General features: G+C 59.6%; 21 protein-coding genes and 1 pseudogene. 11 read left to right on the top strand and 11 right to left on the bottom strand.

Features of this window, described 5'->3' with window-relative positions:
• Positions 1-42: 42 nt before the first annotated feature.
• From WM40_RS02555 to WM40_RS02585, 7 genes and pseudogenes are all read right to left on the bottom strand, one after another.
• Complete coding sequence (locus WM40_RS02555; protein WP_024904866.1) at positions 43-342, bottom strand: H-NS histone family protein; 300 nt, start codon at positions 340-342, stop codon at positions 43-45.
• Positions 343-456: 114 nt separating this feature from the next.
• Complete coding sequence (locus WM40_RS02560) at positions 457-702, bottom strand: hypothetical protein (protein WP_024904867.1); 246 nt, start codon at positions 700-702, stop codon at positions 457-459.
• 6 nt (positions 703-708) lie between these two features.
• Positions 709-1,359 (bottom strand): DsbA family oxidoreductase, encoded by a 651-nt coding sequence (locus tag WM40_RS02565; RefSeq protein ID WP_046152070.1) that lies wholly within the window; start codon positions 1,357-1,359, stop codon positions 709-711.
• Positions 1,360-1,493: 134 nt separating this feature from the next.
• Positions 1,494-1,907, bottom strand: coding sequence for a hypothetical protein (locus tag WM40_RS02570; RefSeq protein ID WP_024904869.1), 414 nt, complete (start codon positions 1,905-1,907; stop codon positions 1,494-1,496).
• A gap of 23 nt (positions 1,908-1,930) precedes the next feature.
• A complete protein-coding gene (locus tag WM40_RS02575) occupies positions 1,931-2,809 on the bottom strand; it encodes an alpha/beta fold hydrolase (RefSeq protein ID WP_236693352.1) in 879 nt (292 codons plus the stop codon).
• 224 nt (positions 2,810-3,033) lie between these two features.
• Positions 3,034-3,459 (bottom strand): annotated as a pseudogene (locus WM40_RS02580) (response regulator); the annotation flags it as partial.
• Between the two features lie 27 nt (positions 3,460-3,486).
• Complete coding sequence (locus WM40_RS02585; protein ID WP_024904872.1) at positions 3,487-5,928, bottom strand: ATP-binding protein; 2,442 nt, start codon at positions 5,926-5,928, stop codon at positions 3,487-3,489.
• 208 nt (positions 5,929-6,136) lie between these two features.
• Here WM40_RS02585 and yghX point away from each other — a divergent pair, with 208 nt between their 5' ends.
• From yghX to WM40_RS02610, 5 genes are all read left to right on the top strand, one after another.
• On the top strand, positions 6,137-7,042 hold the full coding sequence (gene yghX, locus WM40_RS02590) for a YghX family hydrolase (protein WP_046152071.1): 906 nt from the start codon (positions 6,137-6,139) through the stop codon (positions 7,040-7,042).
• 120 nt (positions 7,043-7,162) lie between these two features.
• Positions 7,163-8,047 carry a DUF3348 family protein gene (locus tag WM40_RS02595; protein ID WP_024904874.1) on the top strand — a complete coding sequence of 295 codons (885 nt, stop codon included), beginning with the start codon at positions 7,163-7,165 and terminating at the stop codon, positions 8,045-8,047.
• 6 nt (positions 8,048-8,053) lie between these two features.
• Complete coding sequence (locus WM40_RS02600) at positions 8,054-10,177, top strand: DUF802 domain-containing protein (RefSeq protein WP_046152072.1); 2,124 nt, start codon at positions 8,054-8,056, stop codon at positions 10,175-10,177.
• The gene (locus WM40_RS02605) at positions 10,174-10,833 is read left to right on the top strand and encodes an OmpA family protein (RefSeq protein ID WP_046152073.1); all 660 of its coding nucleotides are present in this window, start codon (positions 10,174-10,176) and stop codon (positions 10,831-10,833) included. Before WM40_RS02600 ends, WM40_RS02605 begins: the two co-directional genes overlap by 4 nt.
• Positions 10,826-11,371 (top strand): DUF2894 domain-containing protein, encoded by a 546-nt coding sequence (locus WM40_RS02610; protein ID WP_052738135.1) that lies wholly within the window; start codon positions 10,826-10,828, stop codon positions 11,369-11,371. The genes WM40_RS02605 and WM40_RS02610 overlap by 8 nt, the downstream gene beginning before the upstream one ends.
• Before the next feature lie 157 nt (positions 11,372-11,528).
• Here WM40_RS02610 and WM40_RS02615 read toward each other — a convergent pair whose 3' ends face one another.
• Entirely contained in the window at positions 11,529-12,437 is a 909-nt protein-coding gene (locus WM40_RS02615; RefSeq protein ID WP_024904878.1) for an SDR family oxidoreductase, read from the bottom strand.
• Positions 12,438-12,739: 302 nt separating this feature from the next.
• On the opposite strand from WM40_RS02615, the gene WM40_RS32230 reads away from it, so the two are divergent.
• The 6 genes from WM40_RS32230 to WM40_RS02645 all read left to right on the top strand — a co-directional run bounded on the left by WM40_RS32230 (position 12,740) and on the right by WM40_RS02645 (position 19,714).
• The gene (locus tag WM40_RS32230) at positions 12,740-14,275 is read left to right on the top strand and encodes a methyl-accepting chemotaxis protein (protein WP_024904880.1); all 1,536 of its coding nucleotides are present in this window, start codon (positions 12,740-12,742) and stop codon (positions 14,273-14,275) included.
• A 237-nt stretch (positions 14,276-14,512) separates the two neighbouring features.
• Positions 14,513-14,953: a GNAT family N-acetyltransferase gene (locus WM40_RS02625; RefSeq protein WP_024904881.1), complete on the top strand. Its 441-nt coding sequence runs from the start codon at positions 14,513-14,515 to the stop codon at positions 14,951-14,953.
• A gap of 175 nt (positions 14,954-15,128) precedes the next feature.
• Positions 15,129-15,767, top strand: a complete 639-nt coding sequence (locus WM40_RS02630; protein WP_024904882.1) for an NAD(P)H-dependent oxidoreductase — start codon at positions 15,129-15,131, stop codon at positions 15,765-15,767.
• Between the two features lie 299 nt (positions 15,768-16,066).
• On the top strand, positions 16,067-17,305 hold the full coding sequence (locus tag WM40_RS02635) for a sensor domain-containing diguanylate cyclase (RefSeq protein WP_236693353.1): 1,239 nt from the start codon (positions 16,067-16,069) through the stop codon (positions 17,303-17,305).
• Between the two features lie 267 nt (positions 17,306-17,572).
• Positions 17,573-19,171 (top strand): PAS domain-containing sensor histidine kinase, encoded by a 1,599-nt coding sequence (locus WM40_RS02640; RefSeq protein WP_046152161.1) that lies wholly within the window; start codon positions 17,573-17,575, stop codon positions 19,169-19,171.
• Positions 19,172-19,198: 27 nt separating this feature from the next.
• On the top strand, positions 19,199-19,714 hold the full coding sequence (locus WM40_RS02645; protein ID WP_024904885.1) for a response regulator: 516 nt from the start codon (positions 19,199-19,201) through the stop codon (positions 19,712-19,714).
• Positions 19,715-19,758: 44 nt separating this feature from the next.
• Here the strand turns inward: WM40_RS02645 and WM40_RS02650 are convergent, their stop codons facing one another.
• The 3 genes from WM40_RS02650 to WM40_RS02660 form a co-directional block, all read right to left on the bottom strand.
• The gene (locus WM40_RS02650; RefSeq protein WP_082102393.1) at positions 19,759-20,886 is read right to left on the bottom strand and encodes an alpha/beta hydrolase; all 1,128 of its coding nucleotides are present in this window, start codon (positions 20,884-20,886) and stop codon (positions 19,759-19,761) included.
• A 42-nt stretch (positions 20,887-20,928) separates the two neighbouring features.
• Positions 20,929-21,201, bottom strand: a complete 273-nt coding sequence (locus tag WM40_RS02655; RefSeq protein WP_046152075.1) for a hypothetical protein — start codon at positions 21,199-21,201, stop codon at positions 20,929-20,931.
• 132 nt (positions 21,202-21,333) lie between these two features.
• Complete coding sequence (locus WM40_RS02660; protein WP_036011909.1) at positions 21,334-22,884, bottom strand: methyl-accepting chemotaxis protein; 1,551 nt, start codon at positions 22,882-22,884, stop codon at positions 21,334-21,336.
• Positions 22,885-22,964: the final 80 nt, after the last annotated feature.

Consider the following 22,964-nt stretch of genomic DNA (forward strand, 5'->3'; position numbering starts at 1 on the left):
GAAGGACGGCTTACGCACAGCACCGCACCGCACCGCATGGCGTCATAGCTTGAATGCAGCCCGATCCTTGCCGGCGATCCACCGGGGCGGCTTGCCGCGGCCGGACCACGTCGCGCCGGTGTCGGGATCGCGGTATTGCGGCGCGACGGGCGGACGGGTCGATGTCTTGGCTTCCGTGACTGATTTGAGATTGAAGCCGACCTCCACGGGCATCAACTCGTATTTCGCAATCAATTCCCTGGCCTCGGCCAATGCCGCCCGGCGCGTTTCGGTCCGAAGCCGTTCGATCTCTCGATCAAGCGCTTTGCGCTCGTCGATCAATTTTTCGAGTGAATCAGTCATCTATGTGATCTCTTAAAAATTTTGCGAATGCAGGATAACGTTTAGCCATCCGTACAGCGCATCACCTTTTCCGTAAGCCGCTTGCGGGATATGCTGGGGATAGGGCGATCATCGTCACTTCGAAGAGGCGTGTTCATCGCCCGCACGCCGCAACACATCTCGATAATACGTCTGCTTGATCTTGTATCGGGCCGCATAAGCCACAAACAGCATTGCCCATATCGGTAACGCATTTGCAAGGAAATGCAGGTATGCCCGATTGCCGATCAAGGCCACCCAACCAATCAGCGCGAGCACGAAGAATGACGATGTCAGTGCCCACCCGCGTCGGAAGACCCACCAATAATACGGCAATCCCATTCGTTGCTAAACCTCTGCCGCTTTGGCGGCGATCTCACGGATCGCACGTTCAAACGCGTCAACCGGTTGGCCGCCGGTGACAAGATAGCGTTGATCGAAAATCAGCGACGGCACCGATGAAATTCCGAGCTGGGACGATTGCCGCTCCGCTGCGCGTACGTCATCGGCGTAGGCGCCGCTGTCGAGTACCGATCGGGCTTGCAGGGCGTCCAGCCCCACTGCCACCGCTGCGGCCACCAGCACTTCCGGGTCGTTCGTCGGTTTGCCGTCCGTATGGTACGCCTGCAGCAACGCGCGCTTCAACGGCAATTGCTTGTTCTCGATATCCGCCCAATGCAAAAGACGGTGTGCATCGAAGGTGTTATAGACGTATTCACGCGGCCCGAACGTGAAACCAACCTCCGCACCACGCGCCCGGATCATTGCATGCATTTCCGCGATCTGCGCGGGGGTCCTTCCATATTTCCGCCCGAGATAGTCCACGATCATTTCACCTTCCGCTTGCATGTCCGGATTGAGCTCGAACGGATGCAGCACGATCCGCGCATCCACCTCGGAACCGATACGTTCCAGCGCCAGCAATAGGGACGACAAGCCGATCGCGCACCACGGGCAGGCGATATCAGAGAAGAAATCGATTCTAAGCGGTCGGCTCATGACGCGGGATCCTCGCAACGTGGCGGCAAACGGGCAAAACCGCATTGTATCGAGGTTCCGTCACGCACGGGTCGGCCACGCGCGTGACGGCCCGGTTTTCATCGACGGCCCCTGGAAAAAGCACGACACCAGCGCTAGACACCGTCAAGCGGGACATCCTGGATCAAGGCGGCGTCGAGCGCCCGGATACGACGGTCGACGAAATACCCCCCGCCTTCCGTGTACCGCAGGAACACCGAGGCGCAGACCCGGCAGCGCCACACCCCCGAGCGGTTATACGGGAAATGGCGCGGCGCGATGGGCGCATCGTCGGCCCAATACGTCGTGCTGCCCGGCAAGTACTCTTCGTAGCTCGGCTCATCCACGCCGGGCGGCATCAATGTACCGATTTCCTCGAGTGTCGATTCATCGAAGGAAAGGGGTTGCGATTGCCAACCAGCCAGCGACGATTTCGCGCAGCCGCACGAAATGGAGACGGGGTGTGCAGATGAGAGCGGTACGGCGCGCGCAATCTCGAGCAAGGCAGGCGCATCCAGGAAGGGCATCATGAAAAGGCGAGTGCGGGGTTACGTTACGGTGCGCCGAGGAATTCCCGCACCGACTCGACGAACCGTTCCGGCTCGTCGTGGAACAGCATGTGGCTGCTGTTTTCAAAGTATACCGTTCGTGCGCCCGGTATATGCTTCCCGACCCATGCCACACCCTCCGCCGGAAAAACGGGGTCCTTGCAGGCAGCCAGTACCAACGTGGGCAGCGATATCGTCGGGATGAAATCGCGCCAGTCATGCTGGCCATGATCGGTCATCAAGGCGACGCGCGCGTGTATCGGACACCGCGACGTTTGGGCGATCCAGGCCGCACGTTCATCCGCCGTGGCTGCGCGATGCACGCAATCCGCGATATTTTGCCTGTCGAATGCCGACACGTCAGCCTGCATCATCGTCATGGTGACCGCGAGGTTCACTGGATCGAAGCACTGCGCATGCGCCCATTTCCAATCCCGCGCGGCGAACTGCCGCGGCGTCTGCTGTGCCAACACGAGCTTGGCGATACGCTCGTCACCGAACAATTCAAGATAGCTCCAGATAACCGCACCCCCGACGGACCACCCCAGCAGCGTCGCCTCTCGCAGATCCAGCGTAGTGATCAACTCGCGCAGATCCGCCGCCAGGCGTGATACACGATAGCCGTGGTGCGGTTTATCCGATTCCCCATGTCCACGCAGATCCACCGATATCACGCGCGCATTCTCCGTCAGCGCGGGAATGACCGGATCGAATACGCTGCCGCTGAAGGACCAGCCATGAAGGAGTACGAGAGGCTTACCGGTTCCTCGGTCGGTGTAGTGCAAGCGGATACCGTCACGTGTCTTCAGCCAGGCCATCGTATTTTCCTCCCCCGTGGTGTAATCGATCGATTCACACGCCAACGCCTTCCAGAGCGTCGCCATACCGCTTGCAGCGGACACGCGCAATCGGCATGCCCGAAGAAAGCCGGCGGACGAAAAACCCCCGATGCTCCGGCGCTGCCAAATAGGATGCCCGGTGCATCGGGGGTTTTATCGCCCCGTCGCGTGGATCAGTTTTCGGGGTCGCGACGCGTGGTGCGAATGCCACCGCTCTCACGATCGATCTCGGTGACCTGCATGCCATCGCTCGCTTGTCGAATCGGACGCGGGGACGGTTCGTTCAGCACCGCCCAGAACATCCCGATATCGTTCACGGCATTCATGAACTCGTGAAACTGCACCGGCTTGACGACGTATGCGTTGACGCCAAGCTCATAGCTGTCGAGCAGGTCCTGCTCCTCGCGCGAAGAGGTCAACATGACGATCGGCGTATGACGCAGATTCTTGTCGCCGCGAATCGCCGCCATCACCTCATGCCCGTCCATGCGCGGCAGTTTCTTGTCGAGCAACACGACGGCCGGATCCTCATCGTCCCGTTCCGCCCAGGCACCTTCCCGGCGCAGGTATTCCAACGCCTCCACGCCGTCACGAACGGTGATCACGGGATTCGCCAAGCGGCTTTTCTCCAGCGCAATCAAGATCAATTCAAGATCGTTCGCACTGTCTTCGACGATCAGGATCGGCTTCAACATCTGGTCACCTCGCGATTCCCGGTTTAATTATTGGTTTGATGCATCTTTCTTGTCACTTTTGCGTACACCGCCGGTAGGGGATAATTCTCCCGTCGCCGCCAGTCGCGCAACCGCCGCCGCCGGCGTCTCCCGCACACCGCTCTGCGCACGATAGTGGTGCGGCAAGGAAAGGAAGAACGTGGCCCCCTTCCCCGGCGCCGCCTCCGCCCAGACGCTGCCGCCGTGCCGCTCCATGATGCGCCTTACATGTGCCAGCCCGATCCCGGTGCCGGCGAACTCGTCGTCCGTATGCAAGCGCTGGAAGACACCGAACAACTTCCCCGCATACTTCATGTCAAAACCCGCGCCGTTGTCCTTGACGTACACCACATGCTGTCCCGCGTGGTCGGGCGGCACGTCCGTCGGTGACAACGCCCCAATCTCGATCCGAGGCTGCGCCACCTTTTGCGAAAACTTCACCGCGTTGGAGACCAGGTTCTGCAATGCCAGGCGCAGGAAGGTGGCATCGCCTTCCACCGTCGGCAAATCCCCGACTTCCCAATGGATCTCTCGCGGCCGATCAGCGTTCCGCTGGCCTTCCGCCGCCAATCGCGCCTCGCCCGCCACCACGTCGTCAACGATCGCGCGTAACGGACACTCATGCACATCGAGCGACGCGCGGCCCATCTGCGCGAACGCCAGCAGATCATCCACCAACCGGCCACCGAATTCCGAAGACGTCAGGATGCGCTTGACGAAATTATGGCCGCGTTGACTCAGGTTGCCGCCATCGACCTCGTTCAGCAGCGCCGCGAAACTGTGGATATGCCGCAGCGGCGCACGCAGATCGTGCGATACGGTGTATGAGAAATCCTCGAGCTCACGATTCGCCTGGCCCAGTTCCATGGCCAATTGCGCCAGTTCCTCGGCACGGGTCAACACGATCCCGAGCATCGCGGTACGAAATTCAAACGCCATCTCCCGCTCCGCGGGCAACCATGGCGTCGATTGATTGCGTACGATATCGGTCCACGTCTCGAAGCTTTCGCGGGGCGACAGCGTGTTCGATAACGCGGCCAGTTTCGTCCTTGGATCGCCGGCCCATTCCACGGTCTGGATCACCTCGGGGCGGAACCATATCACATAATTCCGGAACACTTTCGATAGCGACACCGCCAGCACACCGGCAATCGGGCTGTTTTGCATCCAGTCGCATGCCTGCCGCACGCAATCGGTATGCACGATGTCGTCCGGTTGCTCAACCAACCAGTCGACCAGTCTCTCTATATCCCGCTCTTCCGGCGTTTGTCCCAGGCGCGTGATTTTGCCTTCGAAAACAATTGCCGCGCCCGAGGCGGCGGTAAATGCGAGCAAATCGGCCGCATCCGCCACGAGCGCATCGACAAAACTATCGGTTTTGGCCATCTGAGCCAACAGCGCCGACAGGATTTTTCGCAACGCCAGGCGATGGGCCGCCTCGAACTGCAGCTCGCGCGCCTCGATCTGTAACGACAGAATCTGCGCGATGTGCGCGCACGCGGTACGCGCCTCGAAAGGCGGAATGCGCGGCGTATCGTGGTGGCAAGAAATCAGACCCCATAGGTTTCCACCCACGACGATGGACATCGACATCGACGCGGCGGTGCCCATGTTCCGCATATAGCGCAGGTGCACCGGCGAGACGCTACGTAGCGACGCGAGCGTCAAATCGGTATTCGCGCCGCTCTCCGGATGCCGCGCGGGAACCAGCGGCACCGGCACGTAATCGGCATCTGGAATCAGGCGGATACGATTGCGTTGATACAGCATGCGCGCCTGCGTCGGAATGTCGGACGCCGGAAACCGTTGGCCCAGATAGGACGGCAGATCGCCTGGAAGTGCTTCCGCGATAACGTGACCGTGGCCGTCATGGTCGAAACGATAGACCATCGTGCGGCCAAAACCGGTAATTTTCGATATTTGATCAACCGTCAATTCAGCGAGTTCACGAATTTCCGTGGCACGCTGCAAACCGGACAGAAAATCCTGTACCAGCGGATACATCGCGTTATACAGATCACCCTGGTGTTGGGCTTTCTCCAGCTCGACAATACGGACGCCATTGCACTGATGCAATACGACGAACCAGCCCCCCGCGGCGCCCGGCGAGCCTTGCGGCGCAAAGGCCCGCACGCCGGCATCGACATCGGCAAACGCGGGCGCGTCAACCACACCCAGTACCATCGTCGCCCCTTCGTCCAGGCGGGGCAAGGCATCGGTAATCATCGCCGCAGGGCGCTCGCCGAGCGCCTCGGCGAGCGCCCTGCCCGTCAATTCCGCCGCCGCCTTTCCCGACCACTGCCTAATATTGTCGCTAACTTGCGCCACGCAGCCTTTCGCGTCCAGCGTGACCAGATAGCCATGCGGCTGGATGGCACCCGGGACGTGAATGGGCTCTTTCGCGCACTCGACATCCATCGGGTGGCGTGACTGCGGCGCGGATAAGGACATGAGCGATAGGGTCGACGGTCAAAGATTTGATTGTCGCATGCGGCGCCCGCCCATATTGGTCAATGTCCCTTAAATCACCTTGGTGATAGACGGGACCTACCGTGCGGTTTTTTCAATAGCGCATGAATAAGGCGGTATGTCCGTTTTATCATGGAACGCGCAATGCGCTTCGCCTGGATTTCCTCGAAAACGATAAAGGGAGTGATTCATGCCTCGTCTGACCGCGAAAGACTTTCATCCTGCACTATTGGCGCTTTATGACCATTACGCGCACGGCCAGATTACTCGGCGGATGTTCCTGGACCGCGCCGCGAAATACACCGTGGGAGGCATGACCGCCGCCACGGTCCTGTCACTGATGACCCCTGACTACGCGCTCGCCAATCAGGTTTCAGCGGACGATCCGGATATCGTGGCGCAATACATCACCTATCCCTCGCCCAACGGCAACGGGACCGTGCGCGCCTATCTGGTGCGGCCGAAGTCCCAATCGGCGATGGGCACGGGGGCCGGGGCGATCCCTGGCGTCGTGGTCGTCCATGAAAACCGCGGCTTGAACCCGTATATCCAGGATGTGGCGCGGCGCGTGGCCAAGGCCGGCTATCTGGCCTTGGCGCCGGACGGCCTGTCTTCCCTGGGCGGCTGGCCAGGCAACGACGAACGGGGCGTGGCCATGCAAAGCCAGGTCGATCCAACCAAGTTGATGAACGATTTTTTCGCCGGCGTCGAATTCATGCTGCAGCCAAGCATGACGAACGGCAAAGTCGGGATCGTCGGATTCTGCTATGGCGGCGGCGTCGCAAACGCTGTTGCGGTCGCCTATCCCGAGCTGAAAGCCGCTGTGCCGTTCTACGGCATGCAGCCCAAGGCTGAGGATGTCCCGCGCATCAAGGCGCCGTTGCTGCTTCATTACGCAGGACTCGACCAGCGCATCGACGCCGGCTGGCCGGCTTACGAGGCAGCCCTGAAGGCAAACGACAAAGTGTACGAAGCGTACATCTATCCTGGTGTCAACCACGGTTTTCACAACGACACCACGCCACGATACGACGAAAAAGCGGCAACGCTGGCCTGGGACAGAACCATCGCATGGTTCCATAAGTACCTGGCATAGAAGCCAATTTTCTTTTTTGGCACTGATTGACCACGCATTGATAGCCGGCGTTGCGCAAGAAGCGACGGCGGCAACGTGATCCGCGTGTAAACTACCGGCTTTTCGTTTGTAGCCGGTACCGTGCACGTCCCTCCCCGCGCAGCACCGGGCGGCCCGCCGCTGGCCCGCTTATTGGCGGACCTGCAAGCTCGCCCGGTGCATGCCCCCCTTTCCGCATCCGCCCAGACGCTGTCGGACCAATTGAGCCAATGGCTCGATTGGACGGACGCGATCGGCCTGTCGTCGGCGCTTTCATCGCCGATGGGTGCACCCGCACGCGCGGATGCCGCCGCACGGCCGGGAGGTGCACATCCCGATATTGCCATGGCGGCCCAGGTACGCCGTGCACTGATCGACACCATCACCGGGGACAGCGCGTTTGCACCGCGCCGGACGGCCGCCGCGACGGCTTCCGACAGGCGCACGGCACCCGGTGGCGGCCATCAAATCGGCGCTGGAAACGCCATCCACGCGCGTGTTGGCGCGTCGCCCGGCGCAATGCCGCCGAGCTCATCCGCCTTCATTTCCGACGTCGCGCTGGAGGAAACGTTCTTCCGGCAACGCTGCCTGGCTTTACAGCAATCGATGGAAACGCGCATCACCCACTTGCGGGCACATCTGCGGCAAGCGCTTGCCGCGGGTTCCGTCGATGGCGCACGCCTGGCCGCGGTCGATGCCGTCCTCGAACATGCGCTGTCCCGGAAAGAACGCGCTTTGCTGGCCAGCGTCCCGGATATACTCGGCCGCTACTTTAGTCGACTGCATGCCAATGCCCATGACGGCGCGGACGGCATGCCCGACGACGCTACACCTGAACACCACAACCCACAGCGCGCGCCACGGACCTGGGTCGATGTTTTTCGCGACACGATGCGCGGCGTCATGCTCGCCGAACTCGCCTTGCGTTTCGAGCCGATCGACGGCCTCACTGCAGCGCTGCACGCACACACTTTTTTAGCTGAATAGGACGCCATGTCCCGATATCGTCTCCATTACGTCATTTTCCTCGTTGGCCTGGCCGTGTTGTGCTGGGTGGGTGTCGGCTATTTGCGCCAGGGAGGTGCAAGTCCCCTCGCCTTCCTGATGACCCTCGTGATCACCGCCTGCTATGCCGGCGGCGCGTTCGAGCTCGACCGTTATCGCCGCGACAGCGCCACGCTGGCACAGCGTGTCTCGGTGCTGCAGGCCGCCCCCGCTGGATTGGACGAGTGGCTGGCACCGTTGCCCGCGTCGCTGCGCCACGCGGTTCGACTGCGCGTGGAAGGGGAGCGCGGTTCATTGCCAGGGCCGGTGCTGACCCCTTATCTGGTCGGGCTCCTGGTATTGCTTGGCATGCTCGGCACGTTGCTGGGCATGGTGGTCACGTTGCGCGGTACAGGCGCGGCAATGGCGAATGCCACCGATATCGATGCGATCCGCGCCTCGCTCGGCGCACCGATCAGGGGCCTGGGTTTTGCGTTTGGCACATCGATCGCGGGGGTGGCCGCCTCCGCGATGCTCGGCTTGCTTGCCGCGCTATGCCGCCGCGAACGTCTGCAGATCATGCACGTGCTCGACGGCCGGATCGCCACAACATTGCGGGTTTTCTCGCAACGCCACCAACGCGACGCATCCCTGCAATTGCTACAACGCCAAGCCGATGTGATGCCCGCGCTCGTCGCGCGTCTTGAAGCGACAATGGCGGCGCTCGAACAGCAGCAGCTTGAAGCGCAGAAACGGCAGGCCGCGCAGCAGCAGACGTTTCACGCGCATACGGAGCGTGTGTATCTCGAATTGGCCCGCTCCGTTGGTGAGTCAATTCGCCGGAGCGTGGCCGACGGTGCGCAAGCGGCCAGCGCGGCGTTGCAACCGGTGGCGCAAGCCACGTTCGACAGCATCGGCAGCGAGATGCGCGCCTTGCAACGCACGGTGGGTGATGCAGTACAACACCAGCTCGCTGGTCTGACGGACGGTTTCACGCGCTCAACAACCGAGGTTGCCAAGCTGTGGCAAGACGCATTGCAGGCGCACACGCACGCCGGAGCGGAACAGGCGGCGCAACTGAAGGATGCCCTGATCCACTTCACGCACGACTTCGAGACCCGCACCCGCGAGATGCTCGATACGCTGTCCGCGCAATACGGTACGAGCGTGAGCGATGCGGCGCAAGCCTGGCGCGACACGGTAGCAGAACAAGCGCGGGTTGGCGAACAATTGGCCGCCCGGCATGCCCAATCGCTGACCGATGCAGGCGCGGCATTCACCGCCGGCGCGCAGTCGCTGCTCGATGGCCTGGATACGTCGCACACCACGTTGCGCAGGCAACTTGGTGATCAGGAAACCGCGCGCTTGGAAACGTGGCGCGCCGGATTGGAATCGGTCACGGATACACTGCGCGTGCAATGGGCACACACCGCGGCCGAGACGGCACAGCGTCAGCAAGCGATCTGCGATGCCTTGTCGACAACAGCCAAGACGATCTCCGAGCAAAGTGCGGAGCAGGCACGCGGCGTCATCGCTGAAATGGCGAAACTGGCGGCTACCGCGTCGGAAGCACCGAAAGCGGCCGCCGACGTGATCGGCGAGATGCGCGAGCAACTGTCCCAGAGCGTCGCGCGTGACACCGCCACCCTCGACGAACGCGCACGCTTGCTCGATACGCTACAAACGCTACTGAAAGGCGTCAATCTCGCGGCGACCGAACAACGCACGGCCATCGACACCCTGGTTGGGCGTTCGTCGGATCTGCTGTCACGCATTGCCACGGACTTTGCGCAACGCGTGGCGGACGAGACCGGCAAGCTCGACAGCATCGCCGCGAACATCAACAAGGGCGCGTCCGAAGTCGCCAGCCTGGGCGAAACAATGGAGCGTGCCGTCTCGCAATTCGACGCCGCAAACAGCACCCTGGTCACACATCTCGAGCGTGTGGAAGGCGCGTTGGAAAAATCGATGTCGCGAGGTGACGAGCAACTGCGTTACTACGTCGCGCAAGCACGCGAGGTTATCGACCTCAGCATGTTGTCTCAAAAGCAAATCATCGAGAACCTGCAACATCTCGCGGCCCAGCGCGGCCATGACGCACACGTGGCGGAAACCGGAGCGGCCGCGACATGAACGACGACATAGAAGAGGGAATCGGCGGAGGCACGCCTGTATGGGCCGCTTTTGGCGACCTGATGTCGGTGATGCTAGGTGCCTTCGTGTTGATCCTCGTCGGCGTGGTCGGCGTTCAAATGCAGTTGTCGGCCAAGCTGACGCAGGAAACGCAGCATCGGCAACAGGAAGCCGCACGTCGCAAGACCCTGGAGCAGGCGCTTGCCGTGCCGTTGGCGGCCGGGCGGGTCACGCTAATTAACGGACGGATCGGCATAAACGGCAGTGTCTTATTCGAAGTGAACTCAGACCAGTTGCAACCGGAAGGACGCGCGTTGCTGAAGTCACTGGTCCCGCCGCTATCCGCGTATCTGCAATCGCATGATGAGATCCTGATGATCAGTGGCTTCGCGGACGATCGCCAAGTTCGCCGCGCGGGCAATGCACGTTTCGTCGATAATTGGGAACTGTCCGCGCAACGGGCGCTGACGGTCACACGCGCATTTATTGATTCCGGTATCCCCGCGGCATCGGTCTTTGCGGCCGCATTCGGCTCGGAGCAACCCGTCAGCTCGAATGACGACAATGCAGGCCGTGCAAAAAATCGTCGCGTGGAAATTGCCGCCGTGCCTCGGCCGGCGTCCAACGCGAACGCGCCGGAGAACGCACGTGAGTGAGCACCGTGACGACGATGCGCCACAGACGGCAGCCTCGACAAACGTAGCGGCGCAACCCGCAGCGCTTGACGCGCTGCGGGCATTGACCCAGCACCTCGACAATCGGACCTCGCCGCTCGTGCTCGCGATGCAGGTGACGCGGGAAGCGACACACGATGCAGCGTCGCTACGATATCCGGAGATGCCGGTACTGCCCTATTTCCGGCAAGTGTGGGCAGTGCTGCGGTTGGACGGACAGATTCGGCGGTCGTTGCGATATGTACCAGAAAACGCAGGGCCGCTGAACTCCCGCAGCCTCGTCCATCGGGCGTTGTCGCTGATGCAAGATACCGCACCAGGGTATCTACAGCACTTACTGGCCTATATGGATCAGTTGGCGGATCTGGGCGCGGTCACCGTTAGCACGCCGCTTACGTTGCCGACGGCCCACGTGCCGTCCGCCGGGCCGGCCCGGAAACTCCCGAAACGTCGGACCAGACCGTCGTCGAAATTGGTAAAGAAGGGGGTGGAGACGCCTCCACCGAGCAACGACGATTGACCGTATATCGACAACCACCCATTCGTTGTCTTGAACAATTTTCCTCACGCCTTGTCACGGGAGCAAGCGCCCTGCATTCGTTTCAGCCGATGCGTCGCTCGATGCGCGCTTCGGCGCATGATGACGCATATGAAGCGGTCGACACCGGCTTAAGCCATTAGGGCAAAGTCTGGCCGCCCGTTACACCCATCACTTCGCCAGTGATGAAGCTCGACTCTTGCGAGGCAAGCAGGACGTACATCGGCGCAATCTCGGCCGGCTGACCCGGGCGCTTGAACGGCACCTGACCGCCAAAATCCGGGATCGCCTCCGGCGGCTGACCGCCCGACGGCTCCAACGCGGTCCAGAACGGACCCGGTGCGACAGCGTTCACACGGATGCCTTTGCCGATGACTTGTTTCGACAGCGCCTTGGTAAAAGCGACAATAGCCGCTTTCGTCGGCGCGTAATCGAGCAAGTTCGGCGACGGCTGATACGCCTGGATCGAAGCGGTGTTGATGATCGTCGCCCCTTCCGGCAGATGCGGCAGCGCGGCCTTGCTGATCCAGAAGGTTGCAAACACATTCGTGCGGAAGGTCGCTTCGAATTGCTCGGTTGTCAAATCGGCGATAGATGCTTGCGCGGTCTGACGGCCGGCATTGTTCACAACGATATCAAGTCCGCCAAGCGCTTCCACCGCGTGACGAACCACGTTTTTACACACCTCTTCCTTAGACAGATCGGCGCTGATGGCAAGCGCCTTGCGGCCAGCTTTTTCAACCAAGGCGACCACCTGCCTTGCTTCTTCAGCTTCTTCAGGTAAATGGGTGAAGACGATATCGGCGCCTTCACGAGCGTACGCGATGGCGGTCGCGCGGCCGATACCGGAATCCGCACCCGTGATCAGCGCCTTGCGGCCGGCCAGCCGGCCAAACCCTTGATAGCTGTTTTCACCGTGGTCCGGCTGGGGCTGCATCTTCGCGGCCAGGCCAGGTGGCTTTTGCACCTGATGATTAAAGGGTGGCTGCGGATATTGCGTCAGCGGGTTGCGCATCTCGAATTGATTACGGACGGTGTTGTCACTCATCTTTGGCCTCCAAAAAGCGCGTTTGAGAAAAACTCCCTTGCGCTGACGCAAACGCTGTTCCTACTAAACGGCCACGTATGCCGCGTCAGCCGTATACGCCCTGCTTCCGTGCATCTTGCGCTGCCTCATGCGACGCTTTTCAACACCGCTGAGGCTGATGAACGCGCACACGCGCAATACGAATTCACCCGGAGTGCGACAATCTGCCACTCCGACCCGCGACCACGCCGCCGTTATAGCGGTCGTCCCTGCGGCATCGCACATTTGCCATGCCGCCTTCCGACCCATTTAACGAGAGTGTCATGAGTCTTTCGATCAAGGCCCGCGTGGGCCTCACTTCCGGTCTGCTGGCCATCATGCTTGTCGCCATTGGCGGCCTGGGCATCTATGGTTTGAATCAGTCCAATGCCGCGCTGAAAAACACCTTCAAGAATCAGATGCCGGCGGTCCGTTATACCGGTGATTCCGTGCTGAATGCGACCCAGGAACGCACGACCGCACGCCGCGCGATGGCCAGCATGGGTAACCCGAAGATGGAAGAGTCCATCTCGGCAGGCCTGGCATTGCGCGCCGACTCCGACAAGGCTTGGAGCCAATTCATGGCAATCAAGAAATCGCCGGAATCGCTGGCTTTGGCCACCGCCATGCAGGAAAAACGAATTGCGCTACAGAAGGCATATGACGCTGTCTATGCTTCCTTGCGCAACAATGATGCGGCGCGCGCCTCCGATGAGATGGTCAACGTTGCCACCAACTATGCCGCATTATTGAAATCCCGGGAAGATTTGAATACGTTCCTTTCGACGAAAGCCGAGAATGGCTATAACGCCGCGACGTCGACGATGGATATGGTAATGAACTTCACCATTGCCGCAATGATCGTCGGGGTCCTGCTGGCAATCTGGTCCTGGTGGTCATTGGGTCGCGCAATCGGCGTGCCACTGCGCTCGGCGCTGGGACACTTCGATGCGATCTCCGAGGGCGACTTGCGTGCACGCATCGCCGCAGCCAGCAACGACGAGATGGGCCAATTGATGGGTGGTCTCTCAAAAATGCAGGAAAGCCTGGTTCAAACCGTGTCTTCGGTGCGTTCCGGCAGCGAAGCCATCGCTACCGCGAGCCAGCAAATTGCCGCCGGCAATAACGACCTGTCGTCGCGCACGGAACAACAGGCGGCGTCGTTGCAGGAGACCGCGGCGAGCATGGAACAACTGACCGCAACGGTACGGCACAATACCGAAAACGCCCGTCAGGCGAGTGGCTTGTCTTCAACTGCACGGGATGCGGTGCTGGAAGGCAGCGAGATTGTGGCCCAGGTCGTGGAAACAATGGCAGGCATCAACGAAAGTTCCGGCAAGATCGCCGATATCATCGGCATGATCGAAGGCATCTCATTCCAAACCAATATCCTTGCGCTGAACGCTGCGGTGGAAGCAGCGCGTGCCGGCGAGCAAGGTCGGGGGTTCGCTGTCGTGGCGGGTGAAGTACGCTCGCTGGCGCAACGCTCGTCAGCAGCCGCGAAGGAAATCAAGGAACTGATCGAAACATCCGGCGAACGGGTCCAGACCGGGACGAATCTGGTCAGCCGCGCGGGTGACTCGATGGATCGGATTGGCACTGCGATCCAGCGCGTGACGGATATCATGGGCGAGATTGCCGCGGCATCGGACGAACAAAGCCGCGGTATCGAGCAAGTGAATCAGGCTGTCTCGCAAATGGACGAGGTCACTCAGCAGAACGCCGCATTGGTCGAGCAAGCGGCCGCGGCGGCGGGCTCGCTGGAATCGCAGGCGGCCCAACTGCGTGAGTTGGTGTCCGTATTCAAGGTAGCGGCCTGATCACGCTCGATCAATAAAACGTACCCTAACCGCTTGCCTGGCATGAGTAACCGGCGGCGCGCGGCGAAGAACCGCGGCGCGTGATGCGATGCCAATAGAAGGGAATGATGCCTTCGGTATCATTCCCTTCCGCATGTGGACCTTACCTGGCGAATAATGGACCACGTCATCCGCCAAGATAAAATACATCAGTTGTCGTGAGCCACGACGATGTCTGCACATGGAAAAGGTGCGCTGATGAAACCCGTCCACTTCTCACTACGCGCTGCAACATTGGAAGATGAGCCCTTCCTGCTCGCGCTACGAACGCGGACAATGACACGCTATCTTCGAAAAGCCGGGCAAGCGATTGACGAAGCAGCACACCTGGCACGTATCCGATTCCATCTCGAAGACGCCCGGATTATCCAGCGCGACGGGGTCGACGTTGGCCTGCTAAAGGCTTACCGATCGGACGGGCAATGGGTTATATCGCAAATCCAGATATTGCCGCAGTATCAGCATCAAGGTATCGGCGCATCGGCGATCCGTAGCGTGCTCGCCCTGGCAGCGCGTGACAACATGCCGGTCTCGCTACAGGTTCTTAAAGTGAATCCCGCGCAACATCTATATGCAAAACTCGGGTTTTATATCGTATCCGAAACCACGAGTGCCTACCACATGCGTGCCGATACCTGACAAGGTCGACGATACGTGCAATGACCCTACTTCAATTGCTGCTTCTTTCTCATTGCGCCACGTGAGGCGCCCGATTTCTCGAGGCGGTTTTCCCATTCGTATCGCATCGCAGCGTCCCTCCGAGAAGTGGATGGGAATGGTATAAAATTTCGATACACAACGAAGGAAGACGGCAATGACGATTCTGAATGAAAAACTCACATGGCGTTACGCAACGAAGAAATACGATCCCAGCAAGCACGTACCTGCGGATAAGCTGGAACGGATCATCGAAGCCGTACGTCTGGCACCCACGTCCAGCGGGTTGCAGCCATTCGAATTGCTCGTCGTAAGCAACGCCGAGATTCGCGCGAAAATCCGTACCGTGGCATGGGATCAGGCGCAAGTAACCGATTGTTCGCACCTGCTCGTGTTTGCGGCATGGGACGACATCACCCCAGAGCGGGTCCATATGATGTTCGACCTGACCAACGACGTACGAGGCTTCAAGAATGAAGGCTGGGAAAACTACCGCAAAATGCTGCTCGGTATTGTCGCCGATCGCGGCACGGAAGCAAATTTCCAGGCCGCGGCACGACAAGCCTACATCGGCCTGGGCGCCGCGGTAATCGCCGCCGCGTTCGAAGAGGTCGACTCCACACCAATGGAAGGTTTCGACCCGGCAGCGGTGGACGACATCCTCGATCTGAAGTCGAAGCATCTGCGCAGTGTCGTCATGCTACCGTTGGGCTATCGTGCGGCCGAAGGCGATTGGTTGGTAAACCTGAAGAAAGTACGCCGTAGCCGTGAAAATTTTGTCACCGAAGTAAAATAAACCGCTCTCTCCTGCGCCCCCCCGCCGTCGACAAACTGTTCCACTGCCAGCGATAGCGGTTTTGTGAGCGACGACAAGGAAAAGACGGCGCAGGCATCCCCGCTCCTCGTCTACTGCGGTCCCGCGACAACAAAACGGCCCGGTATCGCCTCGCATTAAATTGGCGTGGCGAGCCGCCATGCGACAATTACTCACGCGATATATATTGAGATGAAGTAAGGTTTTTGCAAGGTAACCTTATGTCCGATGGGTCCCGCAAATCAAACCAGGCCATGGATGGGTTTTCACTTTGCGTCGCCATGATTCGACGCAACGATAACGGCACGCTTGTTGTTACCGCCTGCAATGACGCATTTTTCCGGATGGTGGGTTGGACGGACGCAGCGAGGCCAGGTTTCCCGATTCCGTTCGATACGCTCATGCCCGCGTCCGCGCCGCGCGCGTTTCGTGAAACGCTCGTCCGGTATTTTATCGGCAAGGAAACCGACGGACGTGAGCAGACACACGATTTTCGAGAAGGCCCACATCGATGGCGCCTTTCGCTCAAGCCAATCACGCTAGCGCAGGACCGTCTTAACGTAACCGAGGTTCTTGTGACCGGCGTAGACGCCGCCGCAACGCGGGAGCCGGAATCCGCGCCGGAAGACAACACCTCACGCTATCAGGCCTTGGTGGATTTGGCCTACGATGCGATCGTGACCATGGATCAGCAGCACAACATTACGTTGTTCAATCGCGCAGCCGAAAATATGTTCGGCTATACGTCGGCCGAAGTACTGGGCCGTCCCATCGTCACGCTGTTACCCGAAAAGTTTCGCGCCGGACATCCCCGGAAAGTGCAGCAATTCGCGGACACCTATCAACCCAGGGTCCGACAAGCCACACCGCCCCGCATGGACGACACGAATAGCGTCTATGGACAGCATCGTGACGGGTCCATCATCCCGGTGGAAATCGCGGTATCCAAAATTGAGTTGAATGGTGCCACGGAATTCATGGCCGTCGTCCGCGACATCTCGGATCGTTTTCGTCTTATGCAACTGCTGAAAAAGCAGGCGACGACGGATGCCCTGACAGGCTTGCCGAACCGACGGGGGTTTTTGGCATTCGTCGAGCAAATATTAGCCACCGATGATGACCTTTCGGTGTTTATTCTCGACATCGATCGCTTCAAGGACATCAACGATCGTCACGGTCACGATGCCGGTGACGAGGTACTACGCGCGCTGGGGGAGACCGGCGCCGCAATGACGCCGGAACCTTATCTATTTGCGCGCTGGGGCGGTGAAGAATTTGTTGCCGCGCTGCCCGGCGCAAATGCTGACCTCGCACGCCGCATCGCGGATGACCTACGACAACGATACGAAAGACAGGATTTCAAGCAAACGTCGGGCCGCATGCCAACCCCTTTTACCGTGAGTATTGGCGTGGTCACGCGAGCGCGCGGTGAGCGCGACGTCGATGCACTGATGAAGCGCGCCGACAAAGCGCTGTACCGCGCAAAGGCATCCGGCCGGAATCGCACCGAGTCGGCATAATCCATCACGAAACGTGCCGATTACCGCCCGCCTTCAGCTAGCGGACAACGCCACTACGATAGACGATGCAACCATCGAAGCGAGTTTAAGCGGAGTTCCCTGAAGTCGAAGGCCCTATCTGCGTTTTGATGAAGATGTCAGGCGTGGTATCCCGATAAGTGTGTTGGTGCTTTTCGTGTTCTGGATGCCATAATGGCGTCACGCGCCTTGTCGGCGCTCTTTGCTTGTGCGACAGGAAAGAAACGAATTGGCCCAACATTCCTGAACATGCTTAACGATCTCAGCGCGTTTGATATTCTGATCGACGCGTATCTCGTCTTGGACGACCGCTATCACGTCATCGCCGCGAACGCGCGGTATTGCGTTCTGACGTGTCAAACACGCGCCGACATTATTGGCCGCAGTATTTACGAGATCAACCAGCATGGAACCCCGACGGAACGAGAGGGGCGAGACAACCTGCTGACGGGACTGTTTGCAAGACTACAGTTTATCGAGACCGCCGAGACCTCGCCGCTGGTATATCCCTTGCCAGGCGCATTGGCGGCAAGTGAGCCACGCTATTGGAAAATTTTTGCCAATAAAAGAAAGCTATCTCGACGATCAGGTATTCAGGAAACCTGCTATATCCTACGGCTGCAGGACGTGACGGTCAGTTATCTCCAAGAAATCGATCATCGAAAACAACAAGCGATTCTTCGGTCCAAGGCGCAACTACGCCAGCGTCTGGCGCTTGACGCCCAGCGCCAATCCGAGACCGACACCGAAGCCTTGAAAGAGGCATTGTCTTTTGCACGCGTGGGCGCGTGGACGCTGGACCTCAACACCGGGATCATTGATTGCACAGTGCAGTGCAAAGCCAATTACGGGATGCCATCCGATTATTTGATGACTAATGGCAACTTGCTCAACGAGTTGATTGATCCAGTGGATCGTGATCGCGTACGCTTGGTCCTGGAAGACGCCTTGGAACGTAGGGGATCGTTTGACGTCGAATATCGTACGACCTGGCCAAGCGGTGAAACGCGGTGGGTGATGGTTCGCGGTAAGTTTCCAGAGAGCGAAGACGGAACGTCAAACCGCCTGAGCGGCTTTTCACTGGACATTACGGCGCGAAAAATCCTGGAATTGGAAAACGAGCAACGGATGAAAGCAGAAGTCGATGCGCGTCGCGCCAGCGAGGATCGCGTAAATTCGATAGACACCTTCGTGAGCGCGGTCAGTCATGAACTGCGATCACCATTGAACGCAATCGGCTCATGGGCGCAACTGCTCGACAGACCGGATCACATTGCCCTCTCTAAAGCGGCCGACGTTATAAAACGCAATGTGCGGCAACTCAGCTCGATGGTCGAAGATCTGCTCGACACCGGCGCAGTTATCAATGGCAAGCTCAACGTGTCATTGAAACCCATCGATCTCATGCCGGTGGCAAAGAGCGTGGTGGAGGATGTCCGTTTAAATGTCGAAGCCAAAGGGCTCGCGCTTGAGACCCATTTCGAGGCAAGCTGCATGATCCTGGGTGACGAAACACGCCTGCGGCAGGTGTTTTTCAATCTGCTGACCAACGCAATCAAGTTTACCGATCGCGGTGTGATTACCGTATCCCTGGCAATCACCGAGAAAACCGCACGTTTTTTGATACACGACACCGGAATCGGCATTGGCAAGGACACGCAAAGCAGGATCTTCGATCGTTTCAATCAAGCAGCGAGCATCGGGACGGAACGGGCCGGAGGCCTCGGACTCGGTCTGTGGATTGCCAACACGATAGTAGCGGCACATCACGGGACGTTGCTTGTCGAGAGTGATGGTGCGGGACACGGCTCGACATTTGTCGTCGAGCTTCCCAGGAAGCAAGTCTGAACGCCAGGACGTACATAGAGAAAGCTGATGCTAAAGCCAATTTTGCTTGTGGAAGACAGCCCGCATGATCGGGAACTGATCACGATGGCGCTGGAAAAATGTCGCCTCGTAAACCCCATCGTGACCGTCAACGACGGTGAAGAGGCACTGGACTATCTGTTCCGGCGCGCCGCCTGGAAAGACGTACGGGACGATCTACCAGCGTTCGTCCTCCTGGACAAGAAATTGCCCAAAGTCGACGGCCACGAAGTATTAGCGGCCATTCGAGCAGACAAACGCACGGCCTATTTGCCCGTGTTGATGCTGACCTCGTCAAAACACGAAGCGGACTTGCTCAAGAGTTATGAAATGGGCGTGAACGCCTACGTGGTCAAGCCTATACAATATCAAGAATTCATGGAGGCGGTAAAAGACATCGGCATGTTCTGGGCCGTGCTTAACGAGCAGCCGCCCCACACCGTTCGCGCCGAAGGCGAGCCCATGGTCGTGACATCGATCAACACCACCACGGGCAAAGTCGTGACCGACAGGCGCGGCGGATAAGGTGCGCACCGGATTGCTCCGCAAAGCGACGACCGAACGCAACATCACAAGGGCGACAGTTGGCGTTGCAGAAAAATCAGCGCACGCGTGATCGTATCGTCGAATGGTCCGGCATTGGCGTTATCGACATGACCATCAACGCCGTTATCGGCCAGCATCGGCGCGGCACCAGTTTGCATCGGCTCGCGCGTCTTTACCGGTAACGGCGTGTGACGACGATAGAATCCGTGATCCTCGCCTGGATACGCTTGCACATTGCAGATGGCATCCGCATCACGTGCCCGCCCGCAAAATGTCCTCACCGTCTCGATCGGAACGCGGCGGTCGTTCTCCCCGTGGAAGATCATGGTAGGAGGCAATGCCTTCACCGATAACGCGCTCGGGGAAATCTGCCGAGCCAGCGGCTTCAGATACCATCGCGCCGGCGTGACCAGATCCACAACCGGATTGAACAGAATCAACGCCGCAGGTTTCTTTTCGGGGCGCGCTTCCATCGCCGTCACCAAAGCCAACTGTCCTCCTGCCGATCCGCCAGACAAAACGATGCGTGAGGGTGCGATACCCAATTCGCCAGCGTGTCTCCTGACCCATTTATAGGCGGCGCGCGCATCCGCCACCGCCGACAGCGGCGTGGTGCCATCGCGGCAACTGACCCGATAATCGGCAATGATCGAGACATACCCTCGTGCTGCGAAAGCGTGAGCTTGATCGACAAATGACGTGACGGAGCCGCTGCGCCAGCCACCGCCGAAGAAGAACAGGATGGCGCTCGACGGGACCGCGTTTGGTCTCGCCGGCTGAAACACGAACAGCCGTAATGGCCGATTCGACGCGGTGCGGTAGATGATGCTTTCCGCATCCGGCAGGGTCTCCGGCGCGGGCCCGACTTCCTTGCAGGCACTCTCGCCCGGTTCCAGGGTAAATCCAGGCAGGACGCTCCGCGAACGGGCCTGCTGCAAGGTCGTGGGCACGTCGCTATCGTTGCGCATGTCTCCCTTCGAGCATGCGCCCAATACCAGGACACTGCTCAAGAGGCAACAGACAAGACGCATCGCCGATGACCAAGCAGCTCCCGGCCCATATTCAATAGCACGTATAGCGGCGACATTCATCGGATGCCCTAGCGCGCTTTTCTGCTCGCCGACATCCCTGATCACGTCACGCTCGTCCACAATCTACTCGCTTTCGTTCTTGCGTCGGCACGAAGCCGATCTTTACGGCCGCTGGCCGCGCACGGTCCCTGCAAGGCGCGACAATAACGCCTGCTTGCGAAAATGCGCCAACATCTTCCTCACACCATCCCGGCCAGAGCAACTGTATCCGACGATAGCGGAAAACAGGCAGAGACGCATCAGGGGCATGCCCTGCACACGCGCCGCGTCCCAAAAACAACAATGTACCCCTTCATCCGCGGCACGGTACGCGCACGCTGCTCTGCCAAAGCCCAGCGTAATCGCCCCTTTCTTGCGACGCTGCACGGACGTCATGACCGCGTTACGTGTTACGTAACGCGCAGGTAACGCGGCGCATGGCGTGCATATCGTGGGAAGGGCGCGGCGCCCGCCGCCTTCGCCGGGAGAGGAAACGGGACGCGGCGATGAGACCTATTCAGCGCCGCGTCAAGCGTGGTGTGTCAGGCGGAACGTCGAGACAGCGTCCGTGAGCTGACGTGTCTGAGTATGCAGGGAGGCAGCGGCAGCAGCGGCCTCTTCGACCAGCGCTGCATTCTGTTGTGTCATCTCGTCCATTTGTGTGACAGACTGGTTGATCTGATCGATTCCCTCGCTTTGCTCCTGCGACGCCGAACTGATTTCACGGATCACGTGGGAAACACGCGCGATGGCATCCGCGACTTCCTTCATCGTCGCACCAGCGCGTCCCGCACGCTCCGATCCGTCCCGTACCTGTTCCGCCGAAGAATCGATCAACGACCGGATCTCCTTCGCCGACTGCGCGCTACGCTGTGCCAGTGCGCGCACCTCGCCCGCCACGACCGCAAAACCGCGCCCCTGTTCGCCAGCACGCGCAGCTTCCACCGCCGCATTCAAGGCAAGGATGTTGGTTTGAAACGCAATGCCGTCAATCACGGCAATGATTTCCCCGATCCGCGCGGAGCTGGCGGCAATGTCGCGCATCCGCGCTACCACATCGTCCACTGCCCGCGCGCCGCCGGAGACCACATCCAGCGCGGTACTGGCCAACGCATTCGCCTGTGACGCATGCTCGGCGTTCTGCCGCACGGTCTGGGTGATCTGCACCATTTGACTGGCGGTCTCGCCTAGCGATGCGGCCTGGCTCTCGGTCCGCGCCGACAAGTCCGCGTTACCAGTGGCAATTTCGTCGGCGCCCAGATTAATACCATGGGCCGTGTCGCGCACCGTCTGCACCGTACCGGCAACGCTATGCTGCATCGCCCGCAACCCAGCGAACAGCCGGCCGATTTCATTGGTGCCGCGCTCGGGAACGAGTGTCACCAGATCGCCCTTCGCAATCCGCTGGAAATGCGCGCCCACTTCGTCGAGCGGTTGCACGACCTGGCGGCGCAGCATCGCGAACACGATCGCGATGACAGCCACCAGCGCCAACAGAATCGCGCCGCCAATCAGGCGAAACGCACGCAAACGCGCGTCCACCGCCTCGACATAACGTTGACTGGCCTCGTTGCCGAATGCCACGAACTTACCCTGCGTCGCAAGATACCGATCCTGAAACCCTTGCGTCGGCTGATCGAGGAAAGCCTGCAAGTTGTTGTTGTCGAGATAGCCGACAAGTTCGGAAAGCGCCTTGTGATAGGCGCGATAGTTTTCCGTCAATCCATCGGCGAGCTGCGTGTTCTGCATATCGATTTTCGGCGCCGTCGAGAATGCATCGAATGCCTGCCCTGCCGCCTCAAGCTGCTCTTTCGCGTGGCCGACAATATCGAGTGGCTCCGGCTTACCACCGATCATCCGCGTTCCTGCCCGGGAGAGATTGATCCGCGCATCCATCAGATGCTGGGTGGCGTTGTTGATTTCGTTGACTTGCCGGAGTGCAATGCTGGACAGATTTCCTACATCGTCATGCGCCCGTGTCAGCGCGACGAACCCGACATAAATCGTCACAACCTGGAGAATAAAAAAGAGGCAGAGCACGGTCAGTAGACCGCGCGACAAACTCAGTCGTTGAAGCATGGCGTGAAAGAGAGGAAAAACGATCTCGGGTGGGATACCCAGCATGCGCGATACCAGGGTTAACGGCAATTCACCCCGCT

This window comes from Robbsia andropogonis (assembly GCF_000970345.1).
Lineage (GTDB): Bacteria > Pseudomonadota > Gammaproteobacteria > Burkholderiales > Burkholderiaceae > Robbsia > Robbsia andropogonis.